Annotated in this window: 25 protein-coding genes and 1 pseudogene; 15 read left to right on the forward strand and 11 right to left on the reverse strand. The window is 73.3% G+C overall.

Features of this window, described 5'->3' with window-relative positions; genetic code table 11:
• Window positions 1–23 precede the first annotated feature (23 nt).
• Window positions 24–3,413 carry an AfsR/SARP family transcriptional regulator gene (locus tag ACH4MY_RS00155; protein WP_397995269.1) on the reverse strand — a complete coding sequence of 1,130 codons (3,390 nt, stop codon included), beginning with the start codon at window positions 3,411–3,413 and terminating at the stop codon, window positions 24–26.
• A gap of 145 nt (window positions 3,414–3,558) precedes the next feature.
• On the opposite strand from ACH4MY_RS00155, the gene ACH4MY_RS00160 reads away from it, so the two are divergent.
• A complete protein-coding gene (locus ACH4MY_RS00160; RefSeq protein ID WP_397995272.1) occupies window positions 3,559–4,353 on the forward strand; it encodes a site-2 protease family protein in 795 nt (264 codons plus the stop codon).
• A 4-nt stretch (window positions 4,354–4,357) separates the two neighbouring features.
• Here the strand turns inward: ACH4MY_RS00160 and ACH4MY_RS00165 are convergent, their stop codons facing one another.
• Both ACH4MY_RS00165 and npdG read right to left on the reverse strand, forming a co-directional pair.
• Window positions 4,358–4,606, reverse strand: a complete 249-nt coding sequence (locus tag ACH4MY_RS00165) for a hypothetical protein (protein ID WP_397995274.1) — start codon at window positions 4,604–4,606, stop codon at window positions 4,358–4,360.
• A gap of 73 nt (window positions 4,607–4,679) precedes the next feature.
• A complete protein-coding gene (gene npdG, locus ACH4MY_RS00170) occupies window positions 4,680–5,408 on the reverse strand; it encodes an NADPH-dependent F420 reductase (protein ID WP_397995277.1) in 729 nt (242 codons plus the stop codon).
• 183 nt (window positions 5,409–5,591) lie between these two features.
• Here npdG and ACH4MY_RS00175 point away from each other — a divergent pair, with 183 nt between their 5' ends.
• Both ACH4MY_RS00175 and ACH4MY_RS00180 read left to right on the forward strand, forming a co-directional pair.
• A complete protein-coding gene (locus ACH4MY_RS00175; RefSeq protein ID WP_397995280.1) occupies window positions 5,592–6,194 on the forward strand; it encodes a hypothetical protein in 603 nt (200 codons plus the stop codon).
• A 72-nt stretch (window positions 6,195–6,266) separates the two neighbouring features.
• Entirely contained in the window at window positions 6,267–7,631 is a 1,365-nt protein-coding gene (locus ACH4MY_RS00180) for an MFS transporter (protein ID WP_397995282.1), read from the forward strand.
• A 24-nt stretch (window positions 7,632–7,655) separates the two neighbouring features.
• Here ACH4MY_RS00180 and ACH4MY_RS00185 read toward each other — a convergent pair whose 3' ends face one another.
• Window positions 7,656–7,886 (reverse strand): hypothetical protein, encoded by a 231-nt coding sequence (locus ACH4MY_RS00185; protein ID WP_397995285.1) that lies wholly within the window; start codon window positions 7,884–7,886, stop codon window positions 7,656–7,658.
• 61 nt (window positions 7,887–7,947) lie between these two features.
• Here ACH4MY_RS00185 and map point away from each other — a divergent pair, with 61 nt between their 5' ends.
• Together map and ACH4MY_RS00195 are read left to right on the forward strand one after the other, a co-directional pair.
• Window positions 7,948–8,805, forward strand: coding sequence for a type I methionyl aminopeptidase (gene map, locus ACH4MY_RS00190; RefSeq protein WP_397995288.1), 858 nt, complete (start codon window positions 7,948–7,950; stop codon window positions 8,803–8,805).
• 161 nt (window positions 8,806–8,966) lie between these two features.
• Window positions 8,967–9,617, forward strand: a complete 651-nt coding sequence (locus ACH4MY_RS00195) for a heme oxygenase (biliverdin-producing) (RefSeq protein ID WP_397995290.1) — start codon at window positions 8,967–8,969, stop codon at window positions 9,615–9,617.
• 49 nt (window positions 9,618–9,666) lie between these two features.
• On the opposite strand, the gene ACH4MY_RS00200 is transcribed toward ACH4MY_RS00195, so the two are convergent.
• Window positions 9,667–10,335, reverse strand: coding sequence for a PhzF family phenazine biosynthesis protein (locus ACH4MY_RS00200; protein WP_397995293.1), 669 nt, complete (start codon window positions 10,333–10,335; stop codon window positions 9,667–9,669).
• Between the two features lie 167 nt (window positions 10,336–10,502).
• On the opposite strand from ACH4MY_RS00200, the pseudogene ACH4MY_RS00205 reads away from it, so the two are divergent.
• The 5 genes and pseudogenes from ACH4MY_RS00205 to ACH4MY_RS00225 form a co-directional block, all read left to right on the forward strand.
• A pseudogene (locus ACH4MY_RS00205) lies at window positions 10,503–10,781 on the forward strand (hemin ABC transporter ATP-binding protein); the annotation flags it as partial.
• 376 nt (window positions 10,782–11,157) lie between these two features.
• The gene (gene efeO, locus ACH4MY_RS00210; protein ID WP_397995296.1) at window positions 11,158–12,312 is read left to right on the forward strand and encodes an iron uptake system protein EfeO; all 1,155 of its coding nucleotides are present in this window, start codon (window positions 11,158–11,160) and stop codon (window positions 12,310–12,312) included.
• Between the two features lie 16 nt (window positions 12,313–12,328).
• Window positions 12,329–13,600 carry an iron uptake transporter deferrochelatase/peroxidase subunit gene (gene efeB / locus ACH4MY_RS00215; RefSeq protein ID WP_397995299.1) on the forward strand — a complete coding sequence of 424 codons (1,272 nt, stop codon included), beginning with the start codon at window positions 12,329–12,331 and terminating at the stop codon, window positions 13,598–13,600.
• Between the two features lie 28 nt (window positions 13,601–13,628).
• Window positions 13,629–14,510, forward strand: coding sequence for an iron uptake transporter permease EfeU (gene efeU / locus ACH4MY_RS00220; protein WP_397995302.1), 882 nt, complete (start codon window positions 13,629–13,631; stop codon window positions 14,508–14,510).
• Window positions 14,467–15,507: a hypothetical protein gene (locus ACH4MY_RS00225; protein WP_397995305.1), complete on the forward strand. Its 1,041-nt coding sequence runs from the start codon at window positions 14,467–14,469 to the stop codon at window positions 15,505–15,507. Before efeU ends, ACH4MY_RS00225 begins: the two co-directional genes overlap by 44 nt.
• Before the next feature lie 161 nt (window positions 15,508–15,668).
• Here the strand turns inward: ACH4MY_RS00225 and ACH4MY_RS00230 are convergent, their stop codons facing one another.
• Both ACH4MY_RS00230 and ACH4MY_RS00235 read right to left on the reverse strand, forming a co-directional pair.
• A complete protein-coding gene (locus tag ACH4MY_RS00230; protein ID WP_397995308.1) occupies window positions 15,669–16,448 on the reverse strand; it encodes a bifunctional DNA primase/polymerase in 780 nt (259 codons plus the stop codon).
• 148 nt (window positions 16,449–16,596) lie between these two features.
• Window positions 16,597–17,217: a TetR/AcrR family transcriptional regulator gene (locus ACH4MY_RS00235; protein ID WP_397995311.1), complete on the reverse strand. Its 621-nt coding sequence runs from the start codon at window positions 17,215–17,217 to the stop codon at window positions 16,597–16,599.
• A gap of 174 nt (window positions 17,218–17,391) precedes the next feature.
• Between ACH4MY_RS00235 and ddaH the strand changes: the two genes are divergently transcribed.
• Entirely contained in the window at window positions 17,392–18,222 is an 831-nt protein-coding gene (gene ddaH, locus ACH4MY_RS00240; RefSeq protein WP_397995314.1) for a dimethylargininase, read from the forward strand.
• 154 nt (window positions 18,223–18,376) lie between these two features.
• Complete coding sequence (locus ACH4MY_RS00245; RefSeq protein ID WP_397995317.1) at window positions 18,377–18,796, forward strand: hypothetical protein; 420 nt, start codon at window positions 18,377–18,379, stop codon at window positions 18,794–18,796.
• Window positions 18,797–18,841: 45 nt separating this feature from the next.
• On the opposite strand, the gene ACH4MY_RS00250 is transcribed toward ACH4MY_RS00245, so the two are convergent.
• Window positions 18,842–19,825, reverse strand: coding sequence for a small ribosomal subunit Rsm22 family protein (locus tag ACH4MY_RS00250; RefSeq protein WP_397995319.1), 984 nt, complete (start codon window positions 19,823–19,825; stop codon window positions 18,842–18,844).
• Window positions 19,826–19,834: 9 nt separating this feature from the next.
• A complete protein-coding gene (locus ACH4MY_RS00255) occupies window positions 19,835–21,211 on the reverse strand; it encodes a Bcr/CflA family multidrug efflux MFS transporter (protein ID WP_397995322.1) in 1,377 nt (458 codons plus the stop codon).
• A 77-nt stretch (window positions 21,212–21,288) separates the two neighbouring features.
• Here ACH4MY_RS00255 and ACH4MY_RS00260 point away from each other — a divergent pair, with 77 nt between their 5' ends.
• A complete protein-coding gene (locus ACH4MY_RS00260) occupies window positions 21,289–22,293 on the forward strand; it encodes a Gfo/Idh/MocA family protein (protein WP_397995325.1) in 1,005 nt (334 codons plus the stop codon).
• A 46-nt stretch (window positions 22,294–22,339) separates the two neighbouring features.
• Here the strand turns inward: ACH4MY_RS00260 and ACH4MY_RS00265 are convergent, their stop codons facing one another.
• Window positions 22,340–23,980, reverse strand: a complete 1,641-nt coding sequence (locus tag ACH4MY_RS00265; RefSeq protein ID WP_397995327.1) for an alkaline phosphatase D family protein — start codon at window positions 23,978–23,980, stop codon at window positions 22,340–22,342.
• 101 nt (window positions 23,981–24,081) lie between these two features.
• Here ACH4MY_RS00265 and ACH4MY_RS00270 point away from each other — a divergent pair, with 101 nt between their 5' ends.
• Entirely contained in the window at window positions 24,082–24,858 is a 777-nt protein-coding gene (locus ACH4MY_RS00270) for an SDR family oxidoreductase (protein ID WP_397995329.1), read from the forward strand.
• A 119-nt stretch (window positions 24,859–24,977) separates the two neighbouring features.
• On the opposite strand, the gene ACH4MY_RS00275 is transcribed toward ACH4MY_RS00270, so the two are convergent.
• A complete protein-coding gene (locus ACH4MY_RS00275) occupies window positions 24,978–25,301 on the reverse strand; it encodes a nuclear transport factor 2 family protein (protein WP_397995331.1) in 324 nt (107 codons plus the stop codon).
• A gap of 254 nt (window positions 25,302–25,555) precedes the next feature.
• Here ACH4MY_RS00275 and ACH4MY_RS00280 point away from each other — a divergent pair, with 254 nt between their 5' ends.
• Window positions 25,556–25,990, forward strand: coding sequence for a hypothetical protein (locus ACH4MY_RS00280; RefSeq protein ID WP_397995333.1), 435 nt, complete (start codon window positions 25,556–25,558; stop codon window positions 25,988–25,990).
• Window positions 25,991–26,105 lie beyond the last annotated feature (115 nt).

Raw genomic sequence — 26,105 nt, forward strand, 5'->3', positions numbered from 1 at the left:
CCGGCCGGGACTCCCACGGGGGTTCAGGACTCGGCGCGCTCACTGATCGCGTCGGCGGCGCGACCGAGCAGGGCGGCGGCCTCTTCCAAGGAGAGGCCGTCGCCTTCCGCGTACGCCACCGCGAACGCCTCCTCGCCGAGGACGGACCGGGTCAGCTCCGTCGCCCGCGCCAGGTTCTCCCGCTCCATCGGCGGCGCGAGGTGCCCCGGCGGCACCAGGCCGTCCCTGGCCCCGAGCAGCACCGCCCCGGTCCGCGTCTCCGGGCCGCCGATACCGGCCAGCGCCCAGGCCGCGGTGACCAGATGGACCCCGGGCATCTGCGGGGCGACCATCAACGACAGTGAGCCGAGAGAGCGCTCGTACGCCTCCGCGGCCAGGGCGAGGCCGGATTCGTACCGTCCGTCGAGGGCGTCCAGCCACCCCAGGCTGCCGAGCGTGAAGCCCTCGAAGATGGAGAGGGTCTCGGAGCCGAACTCCCCCCGGAGCGCGTGCAGCTGCTCGCGGGCCTCGGCCGTGCGACCGCTGCGGCCGAGCGCCAGGGCGAGGAAGATACGGGCGCCGAGCAGGGGTTCGTGGCCCCAGCCGTGGTCCCCGTCCACGATCCCGCGCAGAATCGCCTCGCCCTCGCCGATCCGCCCGGTCTCCACGAGCGTCCCGGCGTACCGGGCCCGCAGCAGCGCCATCTGCGACTGGGCGCCGATCCGCTCCGCGTAGGCGATGGCGGCGGCGAAGTCCTCGGCCGCGTCCTCGAACTCGAGCCGCCGTTCATGGGCCTCCGCGCGGGAGGAGAGCGCCTCGGCCGCACCCCAGGAGTCACCGAGCCGGACGAAGAGAGCCAGGCTCTCGTCGGCGTCGGCGATGGCCTCGGCGGCCTGGTCACCCCGGTTGGCGAACATGTTGGCCCGCATCTGGAGGGCGTTGGCGAGCTCCCAGTCGTAGCCGTAGCGGCGGCAGGAGCCGATGGTCGTGTCGAGCAGTTCGCGGAGCCGGCCGGCCTCTCCGATGAGGAGGACCGCGAAGACGGCGAGGGAGCCGGGCAGCCGGGAGGCCTGGGGCAGGCCCGGCTCGTAGACGGCGGTCATCTCCCGGAGCCGTTCCACACCGCCGGGGCTGGTCCAGCGCCCGGTCTCGTGATCCATGTTGATCAGCTCGACCAGCCGCACCCCGCGCCGGGCCTCCCAGCGCTGCTCCTCGGAGAGCGGCGGCGGCGCGGCCGTGCACGGCTCGTGCAGGGGGACTACGGGGGCGGCGGGCGGGGTGAACGGGTCGGGGCCGAGGGCGGCGGCGGCCCGCGCCCAGTGCAGGGCGTCGGAGCGCAGATCGCGCATCTGCCAGTACCAGAGCAGGGAGTGGACGAGGACGAGCGCCTCGTCCTCGTCGTGGCCGTCGACGGCGCGGCGCAGGGCGGTGCGCAGATTGCCGTACTCGGCCCCGAAGCGGGTGATCGCGGCGACCTGGCCGAAGCCGCGCAGCTGGGGATCGGTGCTTCGGGCCAGCTCGCGGTAGTACGTCAGATGACGCCGCTCGACGGCCGCCCGCTCCCCGGACTCGTCGAGGCGCTCCCCCGCGTACTCGGCGACCGTCTCCAGCAGCCGGAACCGCATCCCCTCGCCGTCCCGGCCCGGACCGGCCACCACCAGCGACTTGTCGACGAGCGCTCCCAGAAGATCCAGTACGTCCGGTACGCCACCGGCCGCGTCGTCCGCGCAGACCGCCTCCGCCGCCGCCAGATCACAGCCGCCCGTGAACACCGCGAGCCTCCGCAGCACCGCCCGCTCCGCCCCGTCCAGCAGCTCCCACGACCAGTCCACCACCGCCCGCAGGGTCTGCTGCCGCGGCAGCACCGTCCGCGCCCCCGAGGTCAGCAGCCGGAACCTGTCGTCCAGACGGTCCGCGATCTGCCGCGACGTCAGCATCCGCAGCCGGGCCGCGGCCAGCTCGATCGCCAGCGGCAGACCGTCGAGACGGCGACAGATCTCCTCGGCCGCCTCCGGATCCTCACCCACCGCGAACCCGGGGCGCGCCGCCGCACCCCGCTCCCCCAGCAGGCGCAGCGCCGTCCCCGCCGGCAGCGGACCCAAAGGCCGCACCACCTCCCCCGGCACTCCCAGCGGCTCGCGGCTCGTCGCGAGAACCCGCAGGTCGGGGCAGCGGGCGAGCAGGGTGTCGGCCAGCTCGGCGGCGGCGGCCACGACGTGCTCGCAGTTGTCGAGGAGCAGCAGCATGCGGCGTCCCTCGCAGTGCTCGACGAGCCGGGCGAGCGGGTCGGTCCCCGCCCTCAGCTCCTCGGCTCCCGCACCGCGCAGGACGGTCTCGCGGGCGCCGACGGCCGCGAGGACGGCCTCGGGGACGGCCTCGGGGTCGGTGACGGGCGCGAGTTCGGCGACCCAGACCCCGCCCGGCCAGGCCTCGGCCCCGCGCTCGGCGGCCTCCTGGGAGAGCCGGGTCTTCCCGGCGCCGCCGGGCCCGAGCAGGGTGACCAGCCGGGCCGTGCGCAGGTCGTCCCGGAGGGCGGCGATCTCCTCGTCGCGCCCGACGAAGCTGGTGAGCCGCGCGTGCAGGTTTCCCCGGACCGGAGGTTCCGGCTTCGGCACGGGCGCGGGCGCGGGGCCGGACGCCGACGCGTCGGGCCCGGGGCCGGACGCCGACGCGGGCTCGCGGGAGGGCGTGGGTGCGGACGCGGGGGCCTTCGGTCCCGCGAGCAGCTCCGCGTGAAGGGCGCGCAGGGCCGGCGACGGATCCGTACCGAGGCGGGTGGCGAGCGCACGCCGGACCGACTCGTACGCGGCGAGGGCCTCGGCCGCCCGTCCGGTGTCCCGCAGGGCGCGGATCCGCAGGGCCTGGAGCGGCTCGTCCAGGGGGCGGGCGGCGCAGAGGGCGGTCAGCTCGGGGAGCGCGGCGGACGCCTCGCCGAGCCCCAGGGCCGCGTCGAGCCTCGCCCGCCGGGCGTCGAGACGGCGGGCCTCCCAGCGGGCGGCCTCCGCCTCCCGGTCCGGCAGATCGGCGAGGGCGGGCCCCCGCCAGAGCCCGAGGGCCTCGTCGAGCAGGCCGGCGGCCCGGGCCGGGTCGCCGGCCGCGAGCACGGCCACTCCCTCGGCGGCGAGGCGTTCGAAGCGGCGGGTGTCCACGTCCTCCGGCCGGGCGTCGAGCCGGTAGCCGCCCTCGGCGGAGATCACCCGGTCGCGGCCGACGGCCTTGCGGAGCCGGCCGACGAGGGCCTGGAGCGCGGCGACCGCGTCGGCGGGCGGTTCGTCGCCGTGCCACACCTCGTCGACGAGGTCCGGTACGGGCACGGTCCGGCCCGGCCGCAGGGCGAGGACGGTGAGCAGCGCACGGACCCGCGGGCCGCCGACGGCCACGTCGGTGCCGTCGGGCGCGTGGGCGAGGGTGGGGCCGAGGACGGAGTAGCGCACGGGCCCATTCTCCGTGAGAGGGTCCCCGACTTCGGAACTCCCCCCGCCGCCCGGTACGTTTCCCGCACATCAGGCGCTCGCGTCAGGCCCGTACGACCCCGCCGTCAGGCGTCCTTCAGTCCTTCGTCCCCTGGGAGCTTCCGCGATGACCACGGCCACCACCCGGCGCCACGAACGGCGGATCAGCCCCGTCTTCCTGGCGATCCTCGCCGTCATGGCCGTCACCGGCTGGGCGGTGTGGACGGACTTCGCCGCCTCGCCCGGCCTGGCGGTCTTCCTCTTCGTGACCTCGGCGTGGGTGGTGTCGCTCTGTCTGCACGAGTACGCGCACGCCCGTACGGCCCTGCACGGCGGGGACATCACGGTGGGCGCCAAGGGCTATCTGACCCTGAACCCGCTCGCGTACACCCATGCCGTCCTCAGCATCGTGCTGCCGGTGCTGTTCGTGATCATGGGCGGGATCGGTCTGCCCGGCGGCGCGGTCTTCATCGAGCAGGGCCGGGTCAAGGGCCGCTGGAAGCACAGCCTGATCTCGGCGGCGGGCCCGCTGGCGAACGTGCTCTTCGCCGTGGTCTGCACGGCACCGTTCTGGCTGGACGCCCTCGACGGCGTGCCGCCGGCGTTCCAGTTCGCGCTGGCCTTCCTGGCGTTCCTCCAGGTGACCGCGGCGCTGCTGAACTTCCTGCCGGTGCCGGGGCTCGACGGGTACGGGGTGCTCGAACCCTGGCTGTCGTACAAGGTGAAGCGGCAGATCGAGCCGTACGCGCCGTACGGCTTCTTCATCGTGATCGCGCTGCTGTTCGTACCGGCGGTCAACGCGGCCTTCTTCGACGCGATCGACGCGCTGCTGCAGTCGCTCGGCGTGCCGGACAGCTCCCGCTACTGCGGCTCGCAGCTGTTCCGGTTCTGGCAGGACGCGCCGGAGTTCTGCCAGGTCTGAGCCGCTACGCCCCGACGGCCTCGGCCGCCGCCGCCTTCTCGATCCTCGCGCGGCGGACGTAGTACCAGGCCATGTTGGAGGAGAGCCCGGCGATCAGAATCCAGACGACGCCGAGGAAGCTGCCCTCGACGAAGGAGACGACGGCCGCGGCGACGGCCAGGGCGCAGACCACGAGGGCGAAGAGGGCGAGGCGGGGCATGGGGGTCGGCTCCTGTCCGGGTACGGCTGCTGGTGCCCGTCCAGTGTCCCCCATGCCCTGAGGCATCCCGACTCCGGCTCGGCCGAGTGCGGACGATCCGTTCGGGCCGCCTGTCCGGAGGGCCGGCTCAGATGTCGGTGACGCGCAGGCCGGCGTGGGCCTTGTAGCGGCGGTTGACCGAGATCAGGTTGGCGACGAGCGACTCGACCTGGTGGGCGTTGCGCAGCCGGCCGGCGAAGACGCCGCGCATGCCGGGGATCCGGCCGGCTAGGGCCTGGACGAGCTCGACGTCGGCACGGTCCTCGCCCAGGACCATCACGTCCGTGTCGATCTCCTCCAGCGAGGTGTCCTGGAGGAGGACGGCGGAGAGGTGGTGGAAGGCGGCGGCGACCCGGGAGTCCGGGAGGAGCGCGGCGGCCTGCTCGGCGGCGGAGCCCTCCTCGGGCTTGAGGGCGTAGGCGCCCTGCTTGTCGAAGCCGAGCGGGTTGACGCAGTCGACGACGAGCTTGCCGGCGAGCTCCTCCCGCAGGGACTCCAGGGTCTTGGCGTGACCGTCCCACGGCACGGCGACGATCACGATGTCGCTGCGGCGGGCGCACTCGGCGTTGTCGGCGCCCTCGACGCCGTGGCCGATCTCCCCGGCGGCCTCCTGCGCGCGGTCGGCGGCGCGGGAGCCGAGGATCACCTTCTGGCCGGCCTTGGCGAGCCGGTAGGCGAGGCCGCGGCCCTGGTCGCCGGTGCCGCCGAGGACGCCGACGACGAGGCCGGAGACGTCGGGGAGGTCCCAGGGGTCCTTGGGAGCGGCCTTGGGCGCGGCGGGAGCGGTGGTGCCGGTGGAGTCGCTGGAGGAAGTCATGGCCCCGACATTACCGACCGGTCGGGGTGCCGGGGGCGTCCGGCCGAAGCCAGTCCGGCGGCGACCGCCGGACGCCGGGACTCCCGTACGGGCGGCCCGCAGGACACGGCCGGGACTCCCGTACGGGTGGAACCCCGGCAACCCGCCGCGCGGGCACCCCGGCCTGGTGCAGGATGCGGGCCCATGGATGCCGTACGGGTCGCGTTGCTGCGGGAAGTGCTCGCCGGGACGGAGTGGCCGCGGGCGGCCCGCCGGTTCGCGGGCACGCTCCGGTCCTCGGTCGTCCCGCACCGGGGCGGGCTGCTCCTGGTCGGCACCGAGGAGTACGAGCCCTGGCACCTGGCGGCGCACCTGGTCGACGAGTCCGCCTGGTCGGGGCTGCCGGAGCTGGCGCCGACGCTGGTCCGCCACCGGGTGCGGCCGGGTGATCCGGCGCACCTCGCCGTCGGCCTCGGCCGCCTCGAAGCGGCGGGGCGCGGGGCGACGCTGCTGATGGTGGCACCAGAGCGGCCGGACGTGGGGCTGCTCCAGCGGGTGCACGACGCCCGCAGGGCCGGGGCGACGGTGCTCTCGCTCGACGGGGGCGACGAGGAGGTACGGGGGCTCGCGCACGAGACGCTCACGGTGGCGGAGGGGGCGGAGGTGGATCTGGACACGGTGCAGCACCTGGTGAGCGCGGCGGCCGGGGAGAACAGCCTGCCGTCCCCGCGCGGCGGCCGGCGCTTCCGCGACCGGCTCTCGGACCTGGCGGACCGTCTGACGGCCCCGCCCCCGTCCCGCTGGTAACGGGGGCCCGCGCCGTCGGACCTGCAGATATTCGGTTGCCTCGGGCATCTCTCCGACGGAGTATGGCCCCTCGTGTCCCCTGCGCTCGCGAAATTCTCCGCTCTTCTGCCCGATCTGGCGCCGTGGCGCGCGTCGCGCGACTTCCGGCTCCTCTGGGTTCAGGGGCTCGTCACGTTCTTCAGCAGCGCGATGGCGATGATCGCCCTGCCGCTGCAGATCAAGGAGATGACGGGTTCGCCGCTCGCCGTCGGCGCGATGGGCGCGGTCGAGCTGGTGCCGCTGGTGGTGTTCGGACTGTACGGCGGGGCTCTCGCCGACGCGGTCGACCGGCGGAAGGTGATCCTCCTGACCGAGGCGGGTCTCGGCCTGCTCGCCGCGATCCTGCTGGTCAACGCACTGCTCCCGACCCCGATGCTCTGGCCGCTGTACGTCGTCGCGGCCGGCGTATCGGCGCTCGCGGGGCTCCAGCGGCCGGCCCTGGACTCGCTCCTGGCCCGGATCGTGCCGCACGAGCACCAGACGGCGGCGGCCGCGCTGAACTCGCTGCGCTGGCAGATGGGCGCGATCGCCGGCCCGGCGCTCGCGGGCCTGGTGGTGGCGTACGCGGGTCACGCGCCCGCGTACGGCGTGACGATCGCCGGTTTCGCCGCCTCGGTGCTGCTGTGCCGCCGGCTCTCCCCCGCGCCGCCCGCGCACGACGCGGAGAAGCCCTCCCTTCGGGGCATCGCGGAGGGCGCGCGGTACGCCTGGTCGCGGCCGGTGCTGCTGGGCACGTACGCGATCGACCTCGCGGCGATGTTCTTCGCCTTCCCGAACGCGATCTTCCCGTTCCTCGCGGACGAGCTGGACGCGGACTGGGCGCTGGGCCTGATGTACGCGGCGGGTTCGCTGGGCTCCCTGGTGCTCGGCATGACGAGCGGCTGGACGTCGAAGGTGCGACGGCACGGGCTGCTCGTCGCCGCGGGCGCCACCGGCTGGGGCCTGGCCATCGCGGCGGCCGGCTGGTTCGGGAACATCTGGCTGGTCCTGCTCTGTCTGGCCTTCGCCGGGGCGGGCGACATGCTGAGCGGGCTCGGCCGCTCGACCATCTGGAACCAGACGATCCCGGAGGAGCTGCGTGGCCGGCTCGCGGGCATCGAGGTGCTCTCCTACAGCGTCGGCCCGCAGCTCGGCCAGGTCAGGGCGGGCGCGATGGCGGGCTGGACCGGCACCCGGTCGGCGGTCTGGACGGGTGGTGTGGCCTGTGTCGCCTCGGTGGGGCTGCTCTGTCTGGCGCTGCCGAAGCTCCTCACGTACGACTCCGAGACCGACGAGGACTCACTGCGTCGCAAGGCGCAGCAGGAGGCCGCGCGGGCGGACGCCGCACAGGGGGAGTCGGCGCGGGCGGACGCCGCCCAGCGGGATGCCGCGCCGGAGAAGGCGGCCGGGGCCGTCTGAACGGTCCCGGCCGCGTCCCGTGCCCTAGTCGGGGTTCTCCTCGGTCCGGCTGCTGTCGTGCCAGCGCGGGTCGGTCTCCCACTCCAGGTTCCGCTCGCGGGCGGTCTCCATCGCGTGGGAGGCCTCCTCACGGGTGGCGTACGGGCCGAAGCGGTTCTTGGCCGGGCACTCTGGGCCCTCTTCGACCTTTTTGTGCTCCAGGCAGTAGTACCACTCACCCGGTTTGCCCACGGTGCGCTTCTTGAACAGGGCCATCGTCGTCGGCTCCTTCCTCCGAGACCATGCTGCCCCAGACCTGGTCGTTAGACTCGCTGGCATGTCTGGCCAGTCGCTTCTCGTCCCGGGGGAGCTTTCCCCCCATCGCTCCGTTCCGGGCTCCATCCGCCGCCCCGAGTACGTCGGGAAGCCCGCCCCGACCCCGTACAGCGGGCCCGAGGTGCAGGATTCCGACACCGTCGAACGGATGCGGATCGCCGGCCGCATCGCCGCTCGGGCGATGGAGGAGGCCGCCAAGCACATCGCTCCCGGTGTCACCACCGACGAGCTCGACCGGGTCGCGCACGAGTTCATGTGCGACCACGGCGCGTATCCCTCCACCCTCGGCTACCGCGGGTTCCCGAAGTCGTTGTGCGCCTCGGTCAACGAGGTCATCTGTCACGGGATCCCGGACTCCACCGTCCTGCGCGACGGCGACATCGTGAACCTGGACGTCACGGCGTACATCAACGGTGTCCACGGCGACAACAACGCCACCTACCTCTGCGGTGACGTCGACGAGGAGTCGCGGCTCCTCGTGGAGCGGACCCGGGAGTCCCTGAACCGCGCGATCAAGGCGGTGAAGCCGGGCCGCCAGATCAACATCATCGGGCGGGTCATCGAGTCGTACGCCAAGCGCTTCGGCTACGGCGTCGTCCGTGACTTCACCGGTCACGGCATCAACTCGTCCTTCCACTCCGGCCTGATCGTCCCGCACTACGACTCGCCCCACCACACCACCGAGATCAAGACCGGCATGACCTTCACCATCGAGCCGATGCTGACGCTCGGCACCCACGACTACGACATGTGGGACGACGGCTGGACCGTGGTGACCAAGGACCGGAAGCGGACCGCGCAGTTCGAGCACACGCTCGTCGTGACCGAGGACGGGGCGGAGATCCTCACGCTGCCCTGATTCCGGACGCCCCCCGCACATGCTCCGAGGCCGTACGTTGCCCCGGGCCCGCGAGTGGGTAGCTGTTTTGCCGACAGGACGTCGGGAACCAGTTGACTTAGGTAAGCCTAACTTGGCAGGATCGTCACTGGTTCCCGTCCCATCGGTCCCGGAGGCACGCTTTGGACACGCCCTTCTCCACGCTCATCCGTACGGCCTCGCACGAGCAGCACACGGAGGCGGAGACGTCGTCCTTCATGGGCGACCTCCTGGGCGGACGTCTGGCCGTCGACGCCTACGCCCGGTACACGGAGCAGCTCTGGTTCGTGTACCGCGCCCTGGAGGACGGCGCGGAGGCCCTGCGCGACGACCCGGTCGCCGGGCCGTTCATACAGCCCGAGCTGTTCCGCACGACCGCCCTCGAACAGGACCTCGCCCATCTGCGCGGCCCCGACTGGCGCGCCGGGGTCTCCCCGCTGCCCGCCACCGAGGCGTACGCCGAGCGGGTCGCCGAGTGCGCCCGTGACTGGCCCGCCGGGTACGTGGCCCACCACTACACGCGCTACCTGGGCGACCTGTCGGGCGGTCAGATCATCCGCGACAAGGCGGAGCGCACCTGGGGCTTCACGCGCAAGGGCGACGGCGTCCGCTTCTACGTCTTCGACGACATCTCCAACCCGGCCGCGTTCAAGCGGGCGTACCGGGAGCTGCTCGACGGGGTGAACGCCGACGACCTGGAGAAGCAGCGGATCGTCGACGAGTGCAAGCGCGCGTTCGCCTTCAACAGCGCGGTCTTCCACCAGCTGGGCGGCGAGTTCCCGCTCAGCGCCTGAGCCTTCGGGGCCTCACCCGCTCGGCACGCGGCCCCTCGGGACCTCGTGCTCAGCGGGTGAGCGTCCCCTCCAGGCGGACCCGTCCGCCGAGTTCCACGATGCCGTCGGGGCCGGGGGCGGTGAGCAGCTGCGACCCCCGGCCCTGCGTGATGTTCAGGGCCCGTCCCAGCTCCGCCGTGAGCAGCAGGGCCGCCGCGCCGGTGGCCTCGTCCTCGTCGATGCCGTCGCCCCGCCCCGGGAACGCCCGTGCCCTGATCCGCCCCGCGGCCTCCTCCTCCCAGGCCCAGGCGTAGATCCACTCCCCCGGCTCGGGTACGACGAGCGCGTCCACCTCGGCGGCGGAGCCGTACTGCCGCAGGGTCCGCGGCGGTGCCCACTCGGCGCGCGCCTCGATCCAGGTGAACTCCCCGTCGCCGCGCACCCACACCTCGCCGGCGGGCGGGTGGACGACCTCCAGGTCGAGCAGCCAGGCGGCCCCGACGAGCGGGTGCCCGGCGAACGGCAGCCGCAGGCCGGGGGTGTAGATGTCGACGATCCCGCGCTCCGGGTCGTCCACGAACACGGTCTCGCTGAACCCGAGCTCCTTGGCGAGCGCCTGCCGGGAGGCCTCGTCGGGGTGGTCACGGGCGTCCCGTACGACTCCGAGGGCGTTGCCGTACCGGCCGTCGCCCGCGCAGAAGACCCGGAGGACGTCGATGTCAGTGGCGATCGTGTTCATGGCAGAAATTGAACCATTCCACGACACGCGGGCAGGGCCGCACCCGGGAATCGGGCGTGGCCCCGCCTGGCGGGGTGGTGGATCAGGACTCCTTCGCTCGGCGGCGCACCGCGACGACGACGGCCGCGCCCACGACGTCTCCGCCGAGAGCGTGCTCTCCCTCGGGCCTCCTGCGCGTCTGCCGGGAGCGGGCCGCGGCCGGGGACGCCGTGGTGGTCGTGCTGCACGACCTCGGGCTAGCGGCGGCGCACGCGGACCGGGTCGGGGTGCTGCACGGCGGGCGGGTCGCGGTGGAGGGGCCGCCGTCGGAGGTCTTCGAGGAGGAGCTGCTGAGCCGGGTGTACCGGCAGCCGGTGGAGGTGTTCCCGCACCCGGGGACCGGCGTCCCTCTCGTCGCACCGAGGCGGACGGCAGCGGACGGGAGCGGACCGGCCCGGTCGGGGTGAGCCGGACCGGGCCGAACCGAAGCCGGACCGGGCCTGAGTGAAGCCGGCGCAGGCCGAACGAGCCGGCGTCGCGGTCGGCCCGGCCCGGAGCGAGCCGGTCTCGGGGGCGGCGCGAAGCCCGTCGTCTCCCGTCGTCGTCCGTCGTGTTGCGGTGCGGTCCTGCGCGTAGCCCCGCGCGGGACCGAAACCGGGACAATACCCCTTCCTTGACCGGCTCTTGACCTGACCATGAGGACCTCATGAGGCCCCCGTGATCCTGCCGTGTCCGATGCGTCGGATCTGAGAGCCGAATCACTGGACGGCCGGGCATGGCTGAGGTAAGCCTCGGTTAAGTTAGGTCCGCCTCAGTCCCCGCCCCCGCGTTTCTGGAGTTCTCATGCGAGCCGTTCGCCTCTCAGTCGTCACCGCCGCAGCGACCGCCGCGGCGTTGGCCGCCGTCACCGGCTGCACCGAGAAGAGCGACGCCAAGGCGGACGACGGCACGGTCACCGTCGTCGCCAAGGACGACTCCTGCGAGGTCTCGAAGAAGGAGTTCCCGGCCGGTCATCTGAAGCTGGCCGTCGAGAACCGCGGCTCCAAGGTGACCGAGGTGTACGTCCTCTACCCGGACGACCGGATCGTCACCGAGCGCGAGAACATCGGCCCCGGTACGAAGGCCACGATCACCGCCGAGGTCAAGGCCGGCGCCTACGCGATCGCGTGCAAGCCCGGCATGGTCGGCGAGGGCATCCGCCAGCAGGTCAAGGCCACCGGCGGCGCCGCGGGCACCAAGCGGTCCCCCGAGATGGACGCGGCCGTCGCCGCCTACCGCCAGTACGTCCAGGCCCAGGCCGACGCGACGCTGCCCAAGGTGAAGGTCTTCACCGACGCCGTCCGCGCCGGTGACGTCGAGGCCGCGAAGAAGGCCTACGCCGGATCCCGGATCGGCTGGGAGCGCACCGAGCCGGTCGCCGAGTCCTTCGGCGACATCGACCCCAAGGTCGACGTCCGCGAGGACGGCCTGGAGGAGGGCCAGGACCCGGCCAAGGACTGGACCGGCTGGCACCGCCTGGAGAAGGCCCTGTGGAAGGACAAGAAGCTCGGCGCCGCGGAGAAGACCCTCGCCGACACCCTCGACAAGGACCTCGCGGACTGGGTGAAGCGGGTCGGCAAGGCCGAGATCACCCCGACCTCCATGGCCAACGGCGCCAAGGAGCTCCTGGACGAGGTCGCCACCGGCAAGGTCACCGGCGAGGAGGAGCGCTACTCCCACACCGACCTCGTCGACTTCAAGGCCAACGTCGAGGGCGCGCAGAAGTCCTTCGACCTGCTCAAGCCGGTCGCCACCAAGAACGACCCGAAGCTCGTCGCCGAGCTGGACAAGCAGTTCGCCGCGCTGAACACGCTCCTCGACAAGTACCGCACGGACAAGAACGGCTACGACTTCACCTCCTACGAAAAGGTCGGCAAGCCCGAGCGCAAGGAGCTCTCGGACGGCGTCAACGCGCTGGCCGAACCGCTCTCCAAGCTCGCCGCCGCCGTCGTCAAGTAACCGAGAGGTGCCGGACATGAGCAAGCCCGCCGACGAGACCCCCGCACGGGAGGGCGCCGCGCCCTCCCGCCGTACCGTCGTCGCCTGGGGCGGTGCCGGGCTCGCGCTCGGCGCCGCCGCGGCCGGCGGCGGCGCCCTGCTGACCCGGGACGGGGACACCTCCGTGCCCGTCGCCGACAGCGGCTCCGCCGTGCCGTTCCACGGCACCCACCAGGCCGGGATCGCCACCGCCGTCCAGGACCGGCTGCACTTCGCCGCCTTCGACGTGAAGACGAAGGACCGCGCCGAACTGATCCAACTCCTCAAGGACTGGACGCGGGCCGCCGAGCGCATGACGGCCGGTGCCGAGGTGGGCGAGGGGGCGTACGGCGGGCTGCCGGAGGCGCCGCCGGACGACACCGGCGAGGCCCTCGGTCTCAAGCCCTCCCGCCTCACCCTCACGATCGGCTTCGGCCCCACGCTCTTCGACGGGCGCTTCGGGCTGAAGGACAAGCGGCCCGGGGCCCTGGTGGAGCTGCCCAAGTTCCCGGGCGACAACCTCGACGCGGCGCGCAGCGGCGGCGACCTGTGCGTCCAGGCCTGCGCGGACGACCCGCAGGTCGCCGTGCACGCCATCCGGAACCTGGCGCGGATCGGCTTCGGCAAGGTCGCCGTGCGCTGGTCGCAGCTGGGCTTCGGCAAGACGTCCTCGACGACCCCGGACGCCCAGACCCCCCGCAACCTCTTCGGCTTCAAGGACGGCACCCGCAACATCGCGGGCACCGAGACCGAGCGGCTCGCGCGGCACGTGTGGGTCTCCGGCAAGGACGCCGAGGGCCCCGCGGCCTGGATGGACGGCGGCTCGTACCTCGTCGCCCGCCGGATCCGGATGAACGTCGAGACCTGGGACCGCACTCCGCTCGCCGAGCAGGAGGACATCTTCGGCCGCGACAAGCGCGAGGGCGCGCCCGTCGGCAAGGCCAAGGAGCACGACGCGCCGTTCCTGAAGGCGATGAAGCCGGACTCCCACGTCCGGCTCGCCCACCCGGACACCAACTCCGGGGCGACGATCCTGCGGCGCGGCTACTCCTTCACCGACGGCACGGACGGCCTCGGCCGCCTGGAGGCGGGCCTGTTCTTCCTGGCGTACCAGAAGGACGTGCGGACCGGTTTCATCCCGGTGCAGACCTCCCTGGCCCGCGCCGACGCCCTCAACGAATACATCCAGCACGTGGGTTCGGCAGTGTTCGCCGTCCCGCCGGGCGTCCGCGACAAGGACGACTGGTGGGGCCGGGCACTGTTCGCGTAGCTCTCACGTATCCCAGGAGGGAACCGCCGTGTTCGGCAATTACCTGATCGGCCTGCGCGAGGGCCTGGAGGCCAGCCTGGTCGTCTGCATCCTCATCGCCTACCTCGTCAAGACCGGCCGGCGGGACGCGCTGAAGCCGATCTGGATCGGCATCGGCGTGGCCGTCGGTGTGGCCCTGGCCTTCGGCGCGGGCCTCGAATTCGGTTCCCAGGAGCTGACCTTCGAGGCGCAGGAGCTGCTCGGCGGCTCGCTGTCGATCGTCGCGGTCGTCCTGGTGACCTGGATGGTCTTCTGGATGCGGCGCACGGCCCGGCACCTCAGGGCCGAGCTGCACGGGAAGCTGGACGCGGCCCTGCAGATGGGCACGGGCGCGCTGGTGGCCACCGCCTTCCTGGCGGTGGGCCGCGAGGGCCTGGAGACGGCGCTGTTCGTGTGGGCGTCGGTCCGGGCGTCCTCGGACGGCACGTTCGCTCCGCTGGCCGGGGTCCTCCTCGGGCTGCTCACGGCGGTGCTCCTCGGCTGGCTGTTCTACCGGGGCGCCCTGAAGATCAACCTGGCGAAGTTCTTCACCTGGACCGGCGGAATGCTGGTCGTGGTGGCGGCGGGTGTGCTGGCGTACGGCGTGCACGACCTCCAGGAGGCGCGCTTCCTCGACGGCCTCGCGGACAAGGCCTTCGACATCTCGGCGACGATCCCGCCGGACAGCTGGTACGGCACGCTCCTCAAGGGCGTCTTCAACTTCCAGCCGAACCCGACGGTCCTTCAGGTCACGGTGTGGGCGCTGTATCTGATCCCGACGCTCGCGCTGTTCCTGGCCCCGATAGGGTCGGGTCCGTCCGTGCGGGTGAAGAAGCAGAAGGCGACCGATGAGAAGGCTGACGCTGAGGCGAGCGCCGGGACGACCGCTTGAGCGGCTGTCGGCACGGCGGCCCACGAGACTCCTTGCGGCGACGGCGGCGGCGACCGTCCTGACGCTGACGGCGAGCGGCTGTGTGACCGTGCACGGCGAACTCGCGCTGATGCCGCCGGCGACGGAGGCCGAGGCCGCGCAGGCCCTGGCCGATTTCACGAGCGCCTACAACAAGGCCGACAAGGCCTATGACCCGGCCCTGGACGCGGGCCGGGTCACCGGTCCGTTCGGGGAGGTCAACCAGGCGGGCCTGCGCGCGCGGGCGGTCACCACCCCCGGCGGCAACCCGAACCACCGGCCCCTCGAACTCACGGACGCGCGGTTCCTCCTGCCCAAGAAGGCGGGCTGGCCGCGCTGGTTCCTCGCGGACACCGACTCCAACCGGGACACCGACGAGGGTCCCGGCGACCAGCGCTGGCTGCTGGTCTTCGTACGCAACGGGCCCCAGCAGCTGTGGGAGGCCGCCCATCTGGTGATCCTCGGCCCGTCGCAGGTGCCCGAGTTCGCCGAGGAGGGCGGGTACGCGGTGCCGGTCGCCGCGGACACCGACGCGCTGGCGGTCGCGCCCGAGGACCTCGGCGGGGAGTACACCGCGTTCCTGAAGGACGGGCAGCCGGGGCAGTTCACGGCGGGCGCGCACACGTCCCTGTGGCGGGAGCAGCGGCAGAAGGGCGCCAAGCGGCCGGGGCTCGCCACCCAGTACATCGACCGGGCCGCGGACCAGGGCGACTTCGCGCCGCTCGGGCTGCGGACGAAGGACGGCGGCGCGTTCGTCTTCTTCGCGACGCGGTTCTTCGAGCGCCAGACGGCGGCGCCGGGCTACCGGCCCAAGGTGGACCCCGCCGTCAAGGCGCTGCTGACCGGCGAGGTCGAGAACACCGTCACCAAGGAGTGGGTGTCCAACCAGGTGGCCCTGGTGAAGCCGGCGGGTACGGACCGCGACGGGGTCACGATCACGGGCCGCCTCCAGGGCGTGGTGGGCGCACAGGGCTCGTAGCGGCCCACCGGAGGACCGGACCGGGGGCCCTCGGAGAGCCGGCGGGCCGCGGGCCTCGGAGGGGCGAGCGGGCCTCGGGCCTCGGAGGAGCGAGCGGGCCGCGGGGGCCTCGGAAGGGCGAGCGGGCCGTGGACCGCGGAAGGCGGTCCCGGCCCCCGTTCTCAGCGGGTCAGGGGCCAGGCGATCTCGTGGGCCGTGTGCTCGCCGTTCCCCTCCGCCTCGCGCTCGGCCGCGTGGCGCGCGCAGGCGTCCTGGAGGGTTTCGAGGAGGTTCAGCGGGTCGGGCAGCGGGTGCTCGGGGCCGCGGACCCAGGCGACGACCGGATGGGCGCCCTCGTCGCCGGGGAGCCGGGCCGGCGGTACGAGGACGTAGCTGCCGCGGCAGTGCCAGCGCAGCCCCGGGTGCTCGTCCATCGTCTCGGGGTGGCAGTCGAGCTCACAGGGCCACCACTCGTCCTCGTCCTCGGGGGTGCCGCGGGTGGCGGTGAAGAACAGCATCCGTCCGCCGACGGTGTCGATCTCGGCGGACTCGGCGACGGGCCCGACCTCGACGCCCTCGGCGAGGAGGCGCTCCAGGGCGGCGCGGCCGGCGGCGAGCGGTACGTCGAGGACGTCGTGGACCATGCCGGTGGCGGTGACGAAGTTCGCCTCGGGCTCGTTGCGGGCCCAGCGCTCGATCTGGCCGCGGTCGGTGGTCGACTGCGTCTGCCAGGCGAAGGAGACGGGGTGCCGGGCGGGGGTGGGACAGCCGATCCGCTCACAGGAGCAGCTGTAGCCGACGGGGTACGCGGCGGGGGCCAGGGGCATCCCGGCGGCGGCGATGGCCAGGAGCAGCGTCTCGCGGTCATTCTCGTCGTCGGCCGCGGTGCGTTTCGGGCGCCTGCGCAGCCACTGTGCGAGTTTGCTCTCCGTGCCGCGGTAGCGGCCGATGCCGTCGCCCATCTATCCCCTCACACCTCATGCTCGCCCGTTCGGCTCTGCCCATGGTCCCACCATCCTGCGCCTCGGGTGACCGGAGTGCGGAACCGGGGTGCGGAACGAAGCACTCCTCCTGGGCGCGCGCCGTGGTGCCCGGCGGCCCCGCGGGGCCTCAGGCCCTCGGGGCGAGGCCGCGCAGGGCTAGGTCGACGAGGGCGTCGGCGTAGGCGTGGGTCAGCGGCAGGGTGCGGTGGATCCAGCGGTGGTGGAGCGGACCGACGAGGAGTTCGAGGGCGATGCGGGGGTCGACGTCCGGGTCGACGTCGCCGGCGGCCCGGGCGGCCTCGATACGGCGGACGTAGTACGCGAGCTGGGGTTCGAGGAGCGCCTCGGTGAAGCGGGCGCCGAGCTCGGGGTCGACGACGCCCTCGGCGGCGAGGGCGCGGGTGGGGGCGTCGAAGGCGGGGTCGTTCATCTCGTCGACGGTGGCGCGGAGGACGTACTTGAGGTCGGCGGCGAGGTCTCCGGTGTCGGGGATCTCACTGTCGGCGTCGCCCCCGAGGGCCTCGTTGGCCCGGGCCGCGAGGTCGAGGAAGGCGTCGAGGAGGACGGCCGCCTTGGAGGGCCACCAGCGGTAGATGGTCTGCTTGCCGACGCCGGCGCGGGCGGCGATGCCCTCGATGGTGGTCTTCGCGTAGCCGGCCTCGGAGACGAGGGCGAGGGCGGCGTCGAAGATGGCGCGGCGGGAACGCTCGCTGCGGCGGGAGGCGTCGGGGGCCTTGGTCTCGGGCATGACCCCAATCTAACAGCGGGCGAGACGTCACGTCTCGCGGAGTGTGGCCGAAATCGAACCACCCGAACGGTCCACTGCGCGCAGGGCCCGGAGGGCGGACCATGGGGTCCACCGATCCGGCGGATCCTCCGACGTCTCGGCCCCTTCCGTCCGCCCGTCCGTGAGGAGCCCTCATTGCGCACCACTCCGCGCGCGTCCTCGCCCCGCCGTTACCTGATGTGCCCACCCACGCACTTCTCGGTGACGTACTCCATCAACCCCTGGATGGACCCCACGAAACCGGTCGACCTGCCGCTCGCCCTCGCCCAGTGGGAGGACCTGCGCGACCGCTACCGCGCGCTCGGCCACAGCGTCGAGCTCCTCACCCCCGACCCGGCGCTGCCGGACATGGTCTACGCGGCGAACGGCGCCACCGTCGTCGAGGGCCGGGTCCTCGGCGCGAAGTTCGCCCACCCGGAGCGCGCGGCCGAGGCCGACGCGCATCTGTCCTGGTTCCGCGGAAACGGCTGGGCGGAGGACGCCGTACGGGTCCCGGAGCACGTGAACGAGGGCGAGGGCGACTTCGCCGTCACCGACTCCTGGATCCTCGCGGGGCGCGGTTTCCGCTCCAGCCCGCTCTCCCACGACGAGGCACAGGAGTTCTTCGGCCGCCCGGTGATCGGTCTCGAACTGGTGGATCCGCGCTACTACCACCTGGACACGGCGCTCTGCGTCCTGGACGACGCCCGCGACGAGGTCATGTACTTCCCGGACGCCTTCTCCCCCGGCAGCCGCGCGGTGCTCGCCCGGCTCTTCCCCGACGCCCTGATCGCGACGGCCACGGACGCGGCGGCCCTCGGCCTGAACGCGGTGAGCGACGGCCGGAACGTCCTCCTCCCCCAGGCCGCGGTGGGCCTCTTCGAGCCACTGCGCCGGCGGGGCTTCGAGCCGATCGGCATGGACCTGGGAGAGCTCCTCAAGGGCGGCGGCAGCGTGAAGTGCTGCACCCAGGAGCTGCGCCCCTAGCGGCCCGGCGGTTCGGCGGTTCGGCGGTTCGGCGGTTCGGCGGCCCCGAGGGGTCGACGCCCTCGGGCCGCCTCCGTAGAGTGCCCCTCCTGATCCGCGGAAACGTGACTTCAGGGGGGCATGCTCGGTGGGTGCGCACGACGGGGCTCGATCGGTGCCCGCCCTGGCGGCGGTCGCGGCCCTGCTTCTCGTGGCCGGCTGCCAGTCGCCGGACCGGCGCCCGTGCACGCTGATCGGCGCGGAGTCCGGAGTGACCGTCACCTGGGACCCCGCCGACTTCCCGGCCGGGTCCTCGTACCGGCTCTGCGTCGACCGGGTCTGCCGGAGCCAGGGGGCCCGGCCCTCGGACGACCCTCTCGCGTTCTTCACCGTGGAGCTGCCGGAGGTCACCGGCGAGCAGCGGGTGACGGTGCGCTTCCAGGTCGGCGGCCCGGCCGGGGACCGCACGGTCTACGACCGCACCGTCCCGCTCACCCTGCGCAGGCACGCCCCCAACGGCGAGGGCTGCGACCCCGTCGTCTGGCAGGCGGGCGTCCGCGCCGACCTCCGGCGCGGCCTGGTCGCCCCCGGCTGACACCGCCCGACCGGGACCGCCGCCGGACCCGTCCCGGCCCTTGTCCTAGCCCTCGTCCTCCGGCGGCCAGGAGTCGCCCCACTCGGCGTCGCGGGCCTGCTTGTAGACGGCCCCGTGGCGCTTGGTCACCGTGTCGCGGGCGAGACCGTCCCGGCCGCACAGCTCCAGGAGGACCAGGCCCTTGCGGATCTGCGGCCTGCGCGTGATCCGGGAGACCGCCGGCGCCGGCGGGAACCTGGTCGCCGCCACGTAGCTGTACTTCTCGTCCTCGTACGGCAGCGAACCGCCCTTGACCTGGCGGTGCAGCGAGGAGCGGCTCACCCGGGCCGAGAAGTGGCACCAGTCCGTGCCCGGCTCGATCGGGCAGGCCCCGCTGTGCGGGCAGGGCGCGGCGACGGTGAACCCGGCCTCGACGAGCAGGGTGCGGGCCGCGATGATCCGCTCGTAGCCGTCGGGGGTGCCGGGCTCGACGATCACGACCGTCTCCGCCGCGCGCGCCGCCTCCGTCACGAGCGCCGTCCGGTCCGCCGGCGTCAGCTCCTTGAGCACGTACGAGATGGTGACGAGGTCCGTCTCCGCGAGCTTCAGCGCGCCGCCGATCCGGGCGGTGCGCCACTCGGCGTCCAGGGTCCCGGCGGCCAGCTCGCGTCCGAGGGCGAGGGCGGGTTCCGCCCAGTCCAGGACGGTGGTGCGGGGCGGCTCCTCGTCCCAGGCCCCGGCGACGGCCCAGCCGGCCGCGCCGGTCCCGCCGCCGACGTCCGTGTGGGTGCGCGGCTCCCAGTCGGGCGCCGCGGCGCGCAGGGCGCCGAGGGCGCCCCGTACCGCCTCGAAGGTCGCCGGCATCCGGTACGCGGCGTACGCGGCGACGTCGGAGCGGTCGCGCAGCACGGGGGCGTCGGTCGGGGTCGTGCCCCGGTAGTTGGCGATCAACCGGTCGACGGCCCGGGCGGCCTGGCGGGGAGGGAGCCCGTCGAGGAGCCCGGCGAGGGCGGCGCGCAGGGAGTCGGCGGAGGGAGCGGAGGCGGTCACCGAGACAGTCTAGGCGGCCTCGTCGGTGGACCCGGCGGCCTCGGTCCCGGTCGTTCCGGGGGCCGTCCGCCACGGGCGGCACAGGCCCAGGAAGCAGGCCATGGCCAGGATCGCGCAGGTCAGCTGGACGAGGGCCATCGGGACCGCGGTGTGCTCGCCCGCGATGCCGACCAGCGGGGAGGCGACGGCGCCGACGAGGAACGAGGTCGTGCCGAGGAGCGCGGACGCGGACCCGGCGGCGTGCGGAGTGCGCATCAGGGCCTGGGCGTTGGTGTTCGGCATGGCGAGGCCCATGGCGGACATGAGGACGAAGAGTCCGGCCGCCACCGGGACGAGCCCGACCTCCCCGAAGACTCCGCTGGTCATCAGGAGCAGGGCGAGGGCGGAGACGAGGATGATGCCGAGCCCCCAGCCGAGTGCCTTGTCGAGGCTGACGCGGCCGATGAGCAGCTTGCCGTTGATCTGGCCGACGGCGACGAGCCCGATGGAGTTGAGGCCGAAGAGCAGGCTGAAGGTCTGGGGCGAGGCGCCGTAGATCTCCTGGACGACGAACGGCGAGGCGGAGATGTACGCGAAGAGGGCGGCGAAGGCGAGTCCGCCGGTCAGCATGTATCCGGCGAAGACCCGGTCGGTGAGCAGGCCCTTCATGGTGCGCAGGGCCTGGCCGACCCCGCCCTCGTGCCGGCGGTCGGCCGGCAGTGTCTCGTCGAGGAATCGCCAGACGACCAGGGTGAGCAGGACGCCGATCACGGTGAGGACGTAGAAGACGCCCCGCCAGTCGGTGATCCGCAGGATCTGGCCGCCGATCAGGGGCGCGACGATCGGGGCCGCGCCGGAGATCAGCATGAGTGTGGAGAAGAAGCGGGCCATCTCCACGCCGTCGTACAGGTCGCGGACGACGGCGCGGGCGATGACGATGCCGGCGGCGCCCGCGAGGCCCTGGAGCAGCCGGAAGCCGATGAGGAGTTCGGCGCTGGGCGCGAGGGCGCAGACGGCGGTGGCGAGGACGTAGACGACCATGCCGATGAGCAGCGGGCGGCGGCGGCCCCACTTGTCGCTCATGGGGCCGACGACGAGCTGGCCGAGGGCCATGCCGGCGAGGCAGGCGGTGAGGGTGAGCTGGACGGTGGCGGCGGGGGCGTTGAGCGCGCCGGTGACCTCCGGAAGTGCCGGGAGGTACATGTCCATGGAGAGCGGGGGCAGCGCGGTCAGTCCACCGAGGACGAGGGTGACGAGCAGCCCGGTGCGCCGGGCTGCGGTCACCCCGGCGGCGGTCACACCGGTGGCGGTCGCGGCGGCGGTCGCGGCCGCGGCGGTCGCGGCGTCAGCCCGGGGAGCGCTTTCGGTTATGTGCCCTTGTGTTGTTTTCTGGCCGCTCTCCGGCATCGACCGCTCCATTTCGTTGAATTCTTGCCTATGCTCTCAGCTCGACCGGCATGGTCGAGACCTTTTTTGGGGTGGGGATGGACGCGAACAGAACAGTGCGCTGGGGAATCCTGGCGACGGGTGGCATAGCGGAGCGGTTCACCACGGACCTGCTGACGCTCGACGGCGCCGAGGTCGTCGCCGTGGCCTCCCGCACGGAGGCCTCGGCCAAGGCCTTCGCCGACCGGTTCGGGATTCCGCGGGCGTACGGCGAGTGGGACCGGCTCTTCGCCGACGAGGACGTCGACGTCGTGTACGTGGCGACCCCGCACCACGCGCACCGGGAGGCCGCCGGCCGCGCCCTGGAGGCGGGCAGGGCGGTGCTCTGCGAGAAGGCTCTCACGCTCAACGCGCGCGAGGCCGAGGAACTCGTCACACTCTCCCGGGACCGGGGCCTCTTCCTGATGGAGGCCATGTGGATGTACTGCAACCCGCTGATCCGGCAACTCGTGGAACTGGTCCGTGACGGGGCGATCGGCGAGGTCAGGACCGTACAGGCGGACTTCGGGCTCGCGGGCCCGTTCCCGGCGGACCACCGGCTGCGGGACCCGGCGGTGGGCGGCGGGGCGCTGCTCGACCTCGGCGTGTACCCGGTGTCCTTCGCGCAGCTGATCCTGGGCGAGCCGGACACCGTCCAGGCACACGCGCTGCTCTCGCCGGAGGGCGTGGACCTCAACACGGGCATGCTCCTCGGCTGGGGCTCGGGCGCGTCGGCCCTGCTGTCCTGCTCCCTCGTCGCGGACACGCCGCTGACGGCGTCCGTGACGGGTTCGCTCGGCCGGATCGACGTCCCGCGCGGCTTCTTCTTCCCGGAGCGGTTCACGCTGCACCGCGACGGCCGGGAGCCGGAGGAGTTCGTGTCGCGGAACGACCCGCACTCCTTCCGGCACGAGGCCGCCGAGGTCATGCGCTGCCTCCGGGCGGGCGAGACGGAGTCCCCGCTCGTCCCGCTCGAAGGCTCGCTGGCGGTGATGCGGACGCTCGACGCGGTACGGGACCGCATCGGCGTCCGCTATCCGCAGGAGACGGCCACCCCGGCCTGAACGCGGCGGGCGGACGCCCCCGCCCGAACACGGGAGGCGGACGACCTCACGCGGGCTTGAGGCCCGGGTCGCCCGCCTCCGTGACGAAGGAGGCGGCCGTGGTGACGGGGGCGCCCGGGGTCGTCACGTACGGAACCGTGCGGAAGTCGGCGCGGGCGCCGTCCTCGCCGAGCGCGACCGTCACATAGCCGCGCCGTCCGTCGTAGAACCCCAGGTGCGGGTTGGCCTGGCGGAGCCGGTCGTAGTTGGCCGGCCGCTCGGCACCGTTCTTGCCGCTGCTGATCGAGGTGGCGACGATCTCGGTGCCGACGGTCCGGGAGGCCGGGTCGCGGAAGTCGGCCTTGATGTCGAGGCCGTAGCCGACGTGGACGTCCCCGGTGAGCACCATCAGGTTCTCCACCCCGGCGGCGTCCGCCCCCGCGAGGATCCGCTGCCGGGAGGCCGGGTAGCCGTCCCAGGAGTCCATGGAGAGCAGGAAGTCCGCGGTGGGGCGGTCGCGGCGCTCGGCGAACACGACCTGCTGCGGCAGGACGTTCCAGCGGGCCCGGGACCGGCGCCAGCCGTCGAGCAGCCAGCGCTCCTGGGTGGCGCCGGTCAGCGTCCGCGCCGGATTCTCGGACTCGGGACCCGGCACCTGCCAGCCGTCGCCGTACGCCTGGTCGGAGCGGTACTGGCGGGTGTCGAGGATGTCGAACTGGGCGAGGCGCCCGAAGCCCAGCCGCCGGTAGAGCCGCATGTCGGGACCCTGGGGCCGCTGGGGCGCGCGCAGCGGCTGGTGCTCCCAGTAGGCGCGGTAGGCGGCGGCGCGGCGGAGCAGGAACTCCTCCGGCGGGACGCTGTTCTCGGGGATGCCGCCCGCGTAGTTGTTCTCCGTCTCGTGGTCGTCCCAGGTGACGACGAAGGGGTGGGCGGCGTGCGCGGCCCGCAGGTCGGGGTCCGACTTGTAGAGCCCGTAGCGGAGCCGGTAGTCGTCGAGGGTGAGCGTCTCCCGGTTGAAGACGGCCGGGAGGGTGCGGTCGGTGTAGGCGCGGGCGCCGCCGGTGGCGTTCACGGCGTACTCGTACAGGTAGTCGCCGAGATGGAAGACGACGTCGACGTCCTCCTGGGCGAGGTGCCGGTAGGCCGTGAAGTACCCGTCGTGGTACGCCTGGCAGGAGACGGCCGCCAGCTTGAGCGCGGTGGTGCGGGCCCAGGGGGCGGGCGCCGTGCGGGTACGGCCGACGGGGCTGGTCCAGTCGCCGACGCGGAAGCGGTAGAAGAACGCCCGGTCGGGGTCGAGGTGCTCGACCTCGACGTGGACGGTGTGCCCGAACTCCGGATGCGCGGTGGCCCGGCCGCGCCGCACGATCCGGGTGAAGCGCTCGTCGCGGGCCAGCTCCCAGTGGACGGAGACCCGGTTGGCGGGCAGTCCGCCGTCGGGCTCGAAGGGGCGGGGCGCGAGCCGGGTCCAGAGCAGCACGGACCCGGGCAGCGGGTCGCCGGACGCCACGCCGAGGGTGAACGGGTCCTCGGCGACACGCCGGCCGTCGAGCTCGGCGGCGGCCGCGGCGCCGGCCGCCGGCAACTGGGTGGCGAAGGCGAGCGCCGCGGCGGCGGCGGTGACGGTGAGGAACCGGCGTCGGCCGAAGTGCCGTGCGGCGGCGCGGAGTTCCTCGGAGTGCTCGGGTACGTCGCGTACGTGGATCATGTGCCCTCCCCAGACGGATGCGGTCCGTCCGTCATTCGAGGGGGACCGGACGACCGCACGTTGTCGGGTACAGAACATCCACGTGTCGGGACAATGAGTTCATGGGGCACACGTCTCGCGTACGCTGCGCGCCCATGAGCATCGCAGTGGTGACGGGAGCGGGTTCGGGCATCGGCCGGAGTGTGGCCCTGGCCCTGGCGACGGCCGGCTGGTCGGTGGCCCTGGCGGGACGCCGGGCCGATGCCCTGGAGGAGACGGCCGCGGCCCTGCCGGCCGGCGACTTCCTGGCCGTGCCGACGGACGTCACCTCACCGGAGGAGGTGACCGCCCTCTTCGCCGCGGTGCGTGACCACTACGGCCGCGTCGACCTCCTCTTCAACAACGCCGGTACGTTCGCGGGCGGCGGCGTCCCCGTCGAGGACCTGGACCCGGCCACCTGGCGCGCGGTCGTCGACGTCAACCTGACCGGCTCGTTCCTCTGCGCCCAGGCGGCCTTCCGGACCATGAAGGAACAGGACCCGCAGGGCGGCCGGATCATCAACAACGGCTCGATCTCCGCCCACGTACCGCGCCCGCACTCGATCGCGTACACGGCGACGAAGCACGCGATGACGGGCCTGACGAAGTCCCTGTCGCTCGACGGACGCCCGTACCGGATCGCGTGCGGTCAGCTCGACATCGGCAACGCGGCGACGGAGATGACCGCCCGCATGCAGACCGGCATCCTCCAGGCCAACGGCGACCTGGCCGTGGAGCCGGTGATGGACGCGGCGGATGTGGCGGCGACGGTGGTGCACATGGCGGCCCTGCCGCTGGAGGCGAACGTGCAGTTCGCGACGGTGATGGCCACGGCGATGCCGTACATCGGGCGGGGTTAGCCCCTCGGGGACCACCCCGCCCGGGGACGGACGGAGTCGGGCCCGGCGGAAGTGAGGCCCGGCCGGAGTCGGGCCCCGTCGGAGTCGGGCCCGGCCGGTGCCGGACCCGCGCGGTCGTGTCAGGCCTGGCCGGTCTCGAAGCGGGCGATCTTGCCGCCGTCGACGGTGAAGCTCCAGCGGGTGCGCATCTCGCCCCAGGTGTCGTTGCGGAAGCGGGCGACGAGACCGAGGCCACCGCTCTTCTCGGACTCGATCTCCATGTGTCCGCGCGAGGCGAAGATCTCCTTCTCCGTCCACTGCTCCAGGTCCCGGTCGGACCCGTCGTCGGACATGGTCGCGCCGGGAGTGAGCGCCTCCTGGAAGGCGGCCTGGTCGTTGGCGTTGAGGGCCGTGACGAACGCGCGCACGGCCGGATCGGTGAGCCGGTCCACGGGGATGGTCATGCCCTACCCGTACACCGCACCGGGCCCCCGGCGCGTGTCGCGCGCCGAAGGAGACCGGCAGCCTGCCCCGGATGACCGACACCGGCCGGCTCCCCGCAGCGATTGGTGCCGCTCGGGCCCCACGACGTACGGAAGACCCCCTCCCTGACGACTTCTCAGCGCCACACAGCCTATGAACTGCGTGTTCACTGGCCCCGGGCACGACCGCCCGGGCAGTCTCCGGGACAACTGCCGCACCCACCCCAGGAGGAGCGATGTCGCACGCCGGCAAGGTCGTCAAGCTGTACGCGAAGGGGGCCCCGGTCGGGGTCGAGGACGGAGCCCTGGTCGGCTTCCTCGCCGACCCGACGCGGGCCGGGGAATGGCTGATCACCCGGGCGGGCGAGGGCTTCCGCCTCACCGCGAAGGGCACGGAGGAGACCATCGCGTCGAACGGCACAGACCGCGCCCCCGCGGTCGTCCGCCCCGACGACTCCCCCGCCTCCGTCTGGCGCTTCCAGCGCGTCGACGACGACGGCACCACCACCATCACCTCGCTCGCCGACCTCCGGGACGGCACGTACGTGCTCGACCAGAACGGACTGGCCCTCGGCCGCGACCTGTTCGAGGACCGGTCCATGTTCCCCAAGCGCGTCTTCGTCCGCACGGACGACCGGGACCCCCAATGGACCGTCGAGGTCCTCGACTGACCTCGCGGAACACGAGCGCGCCCACGGAGCACCCGCCCCATCCGGAACCCTCGGGTGGGGCAGGGCGGTGAGGGCCTCCCCGGCCGGATCGGCCGGGCCGGGTCGGGCGGCCGGG

This window comes from Streptomyces sp. NPDC017246, assembly GCF_044331325.1.
GTDB lineage: Bacteria > Actinomycetota > Actinomycetes > Streptomycetales > Streptomycetaceae > Streptomyces.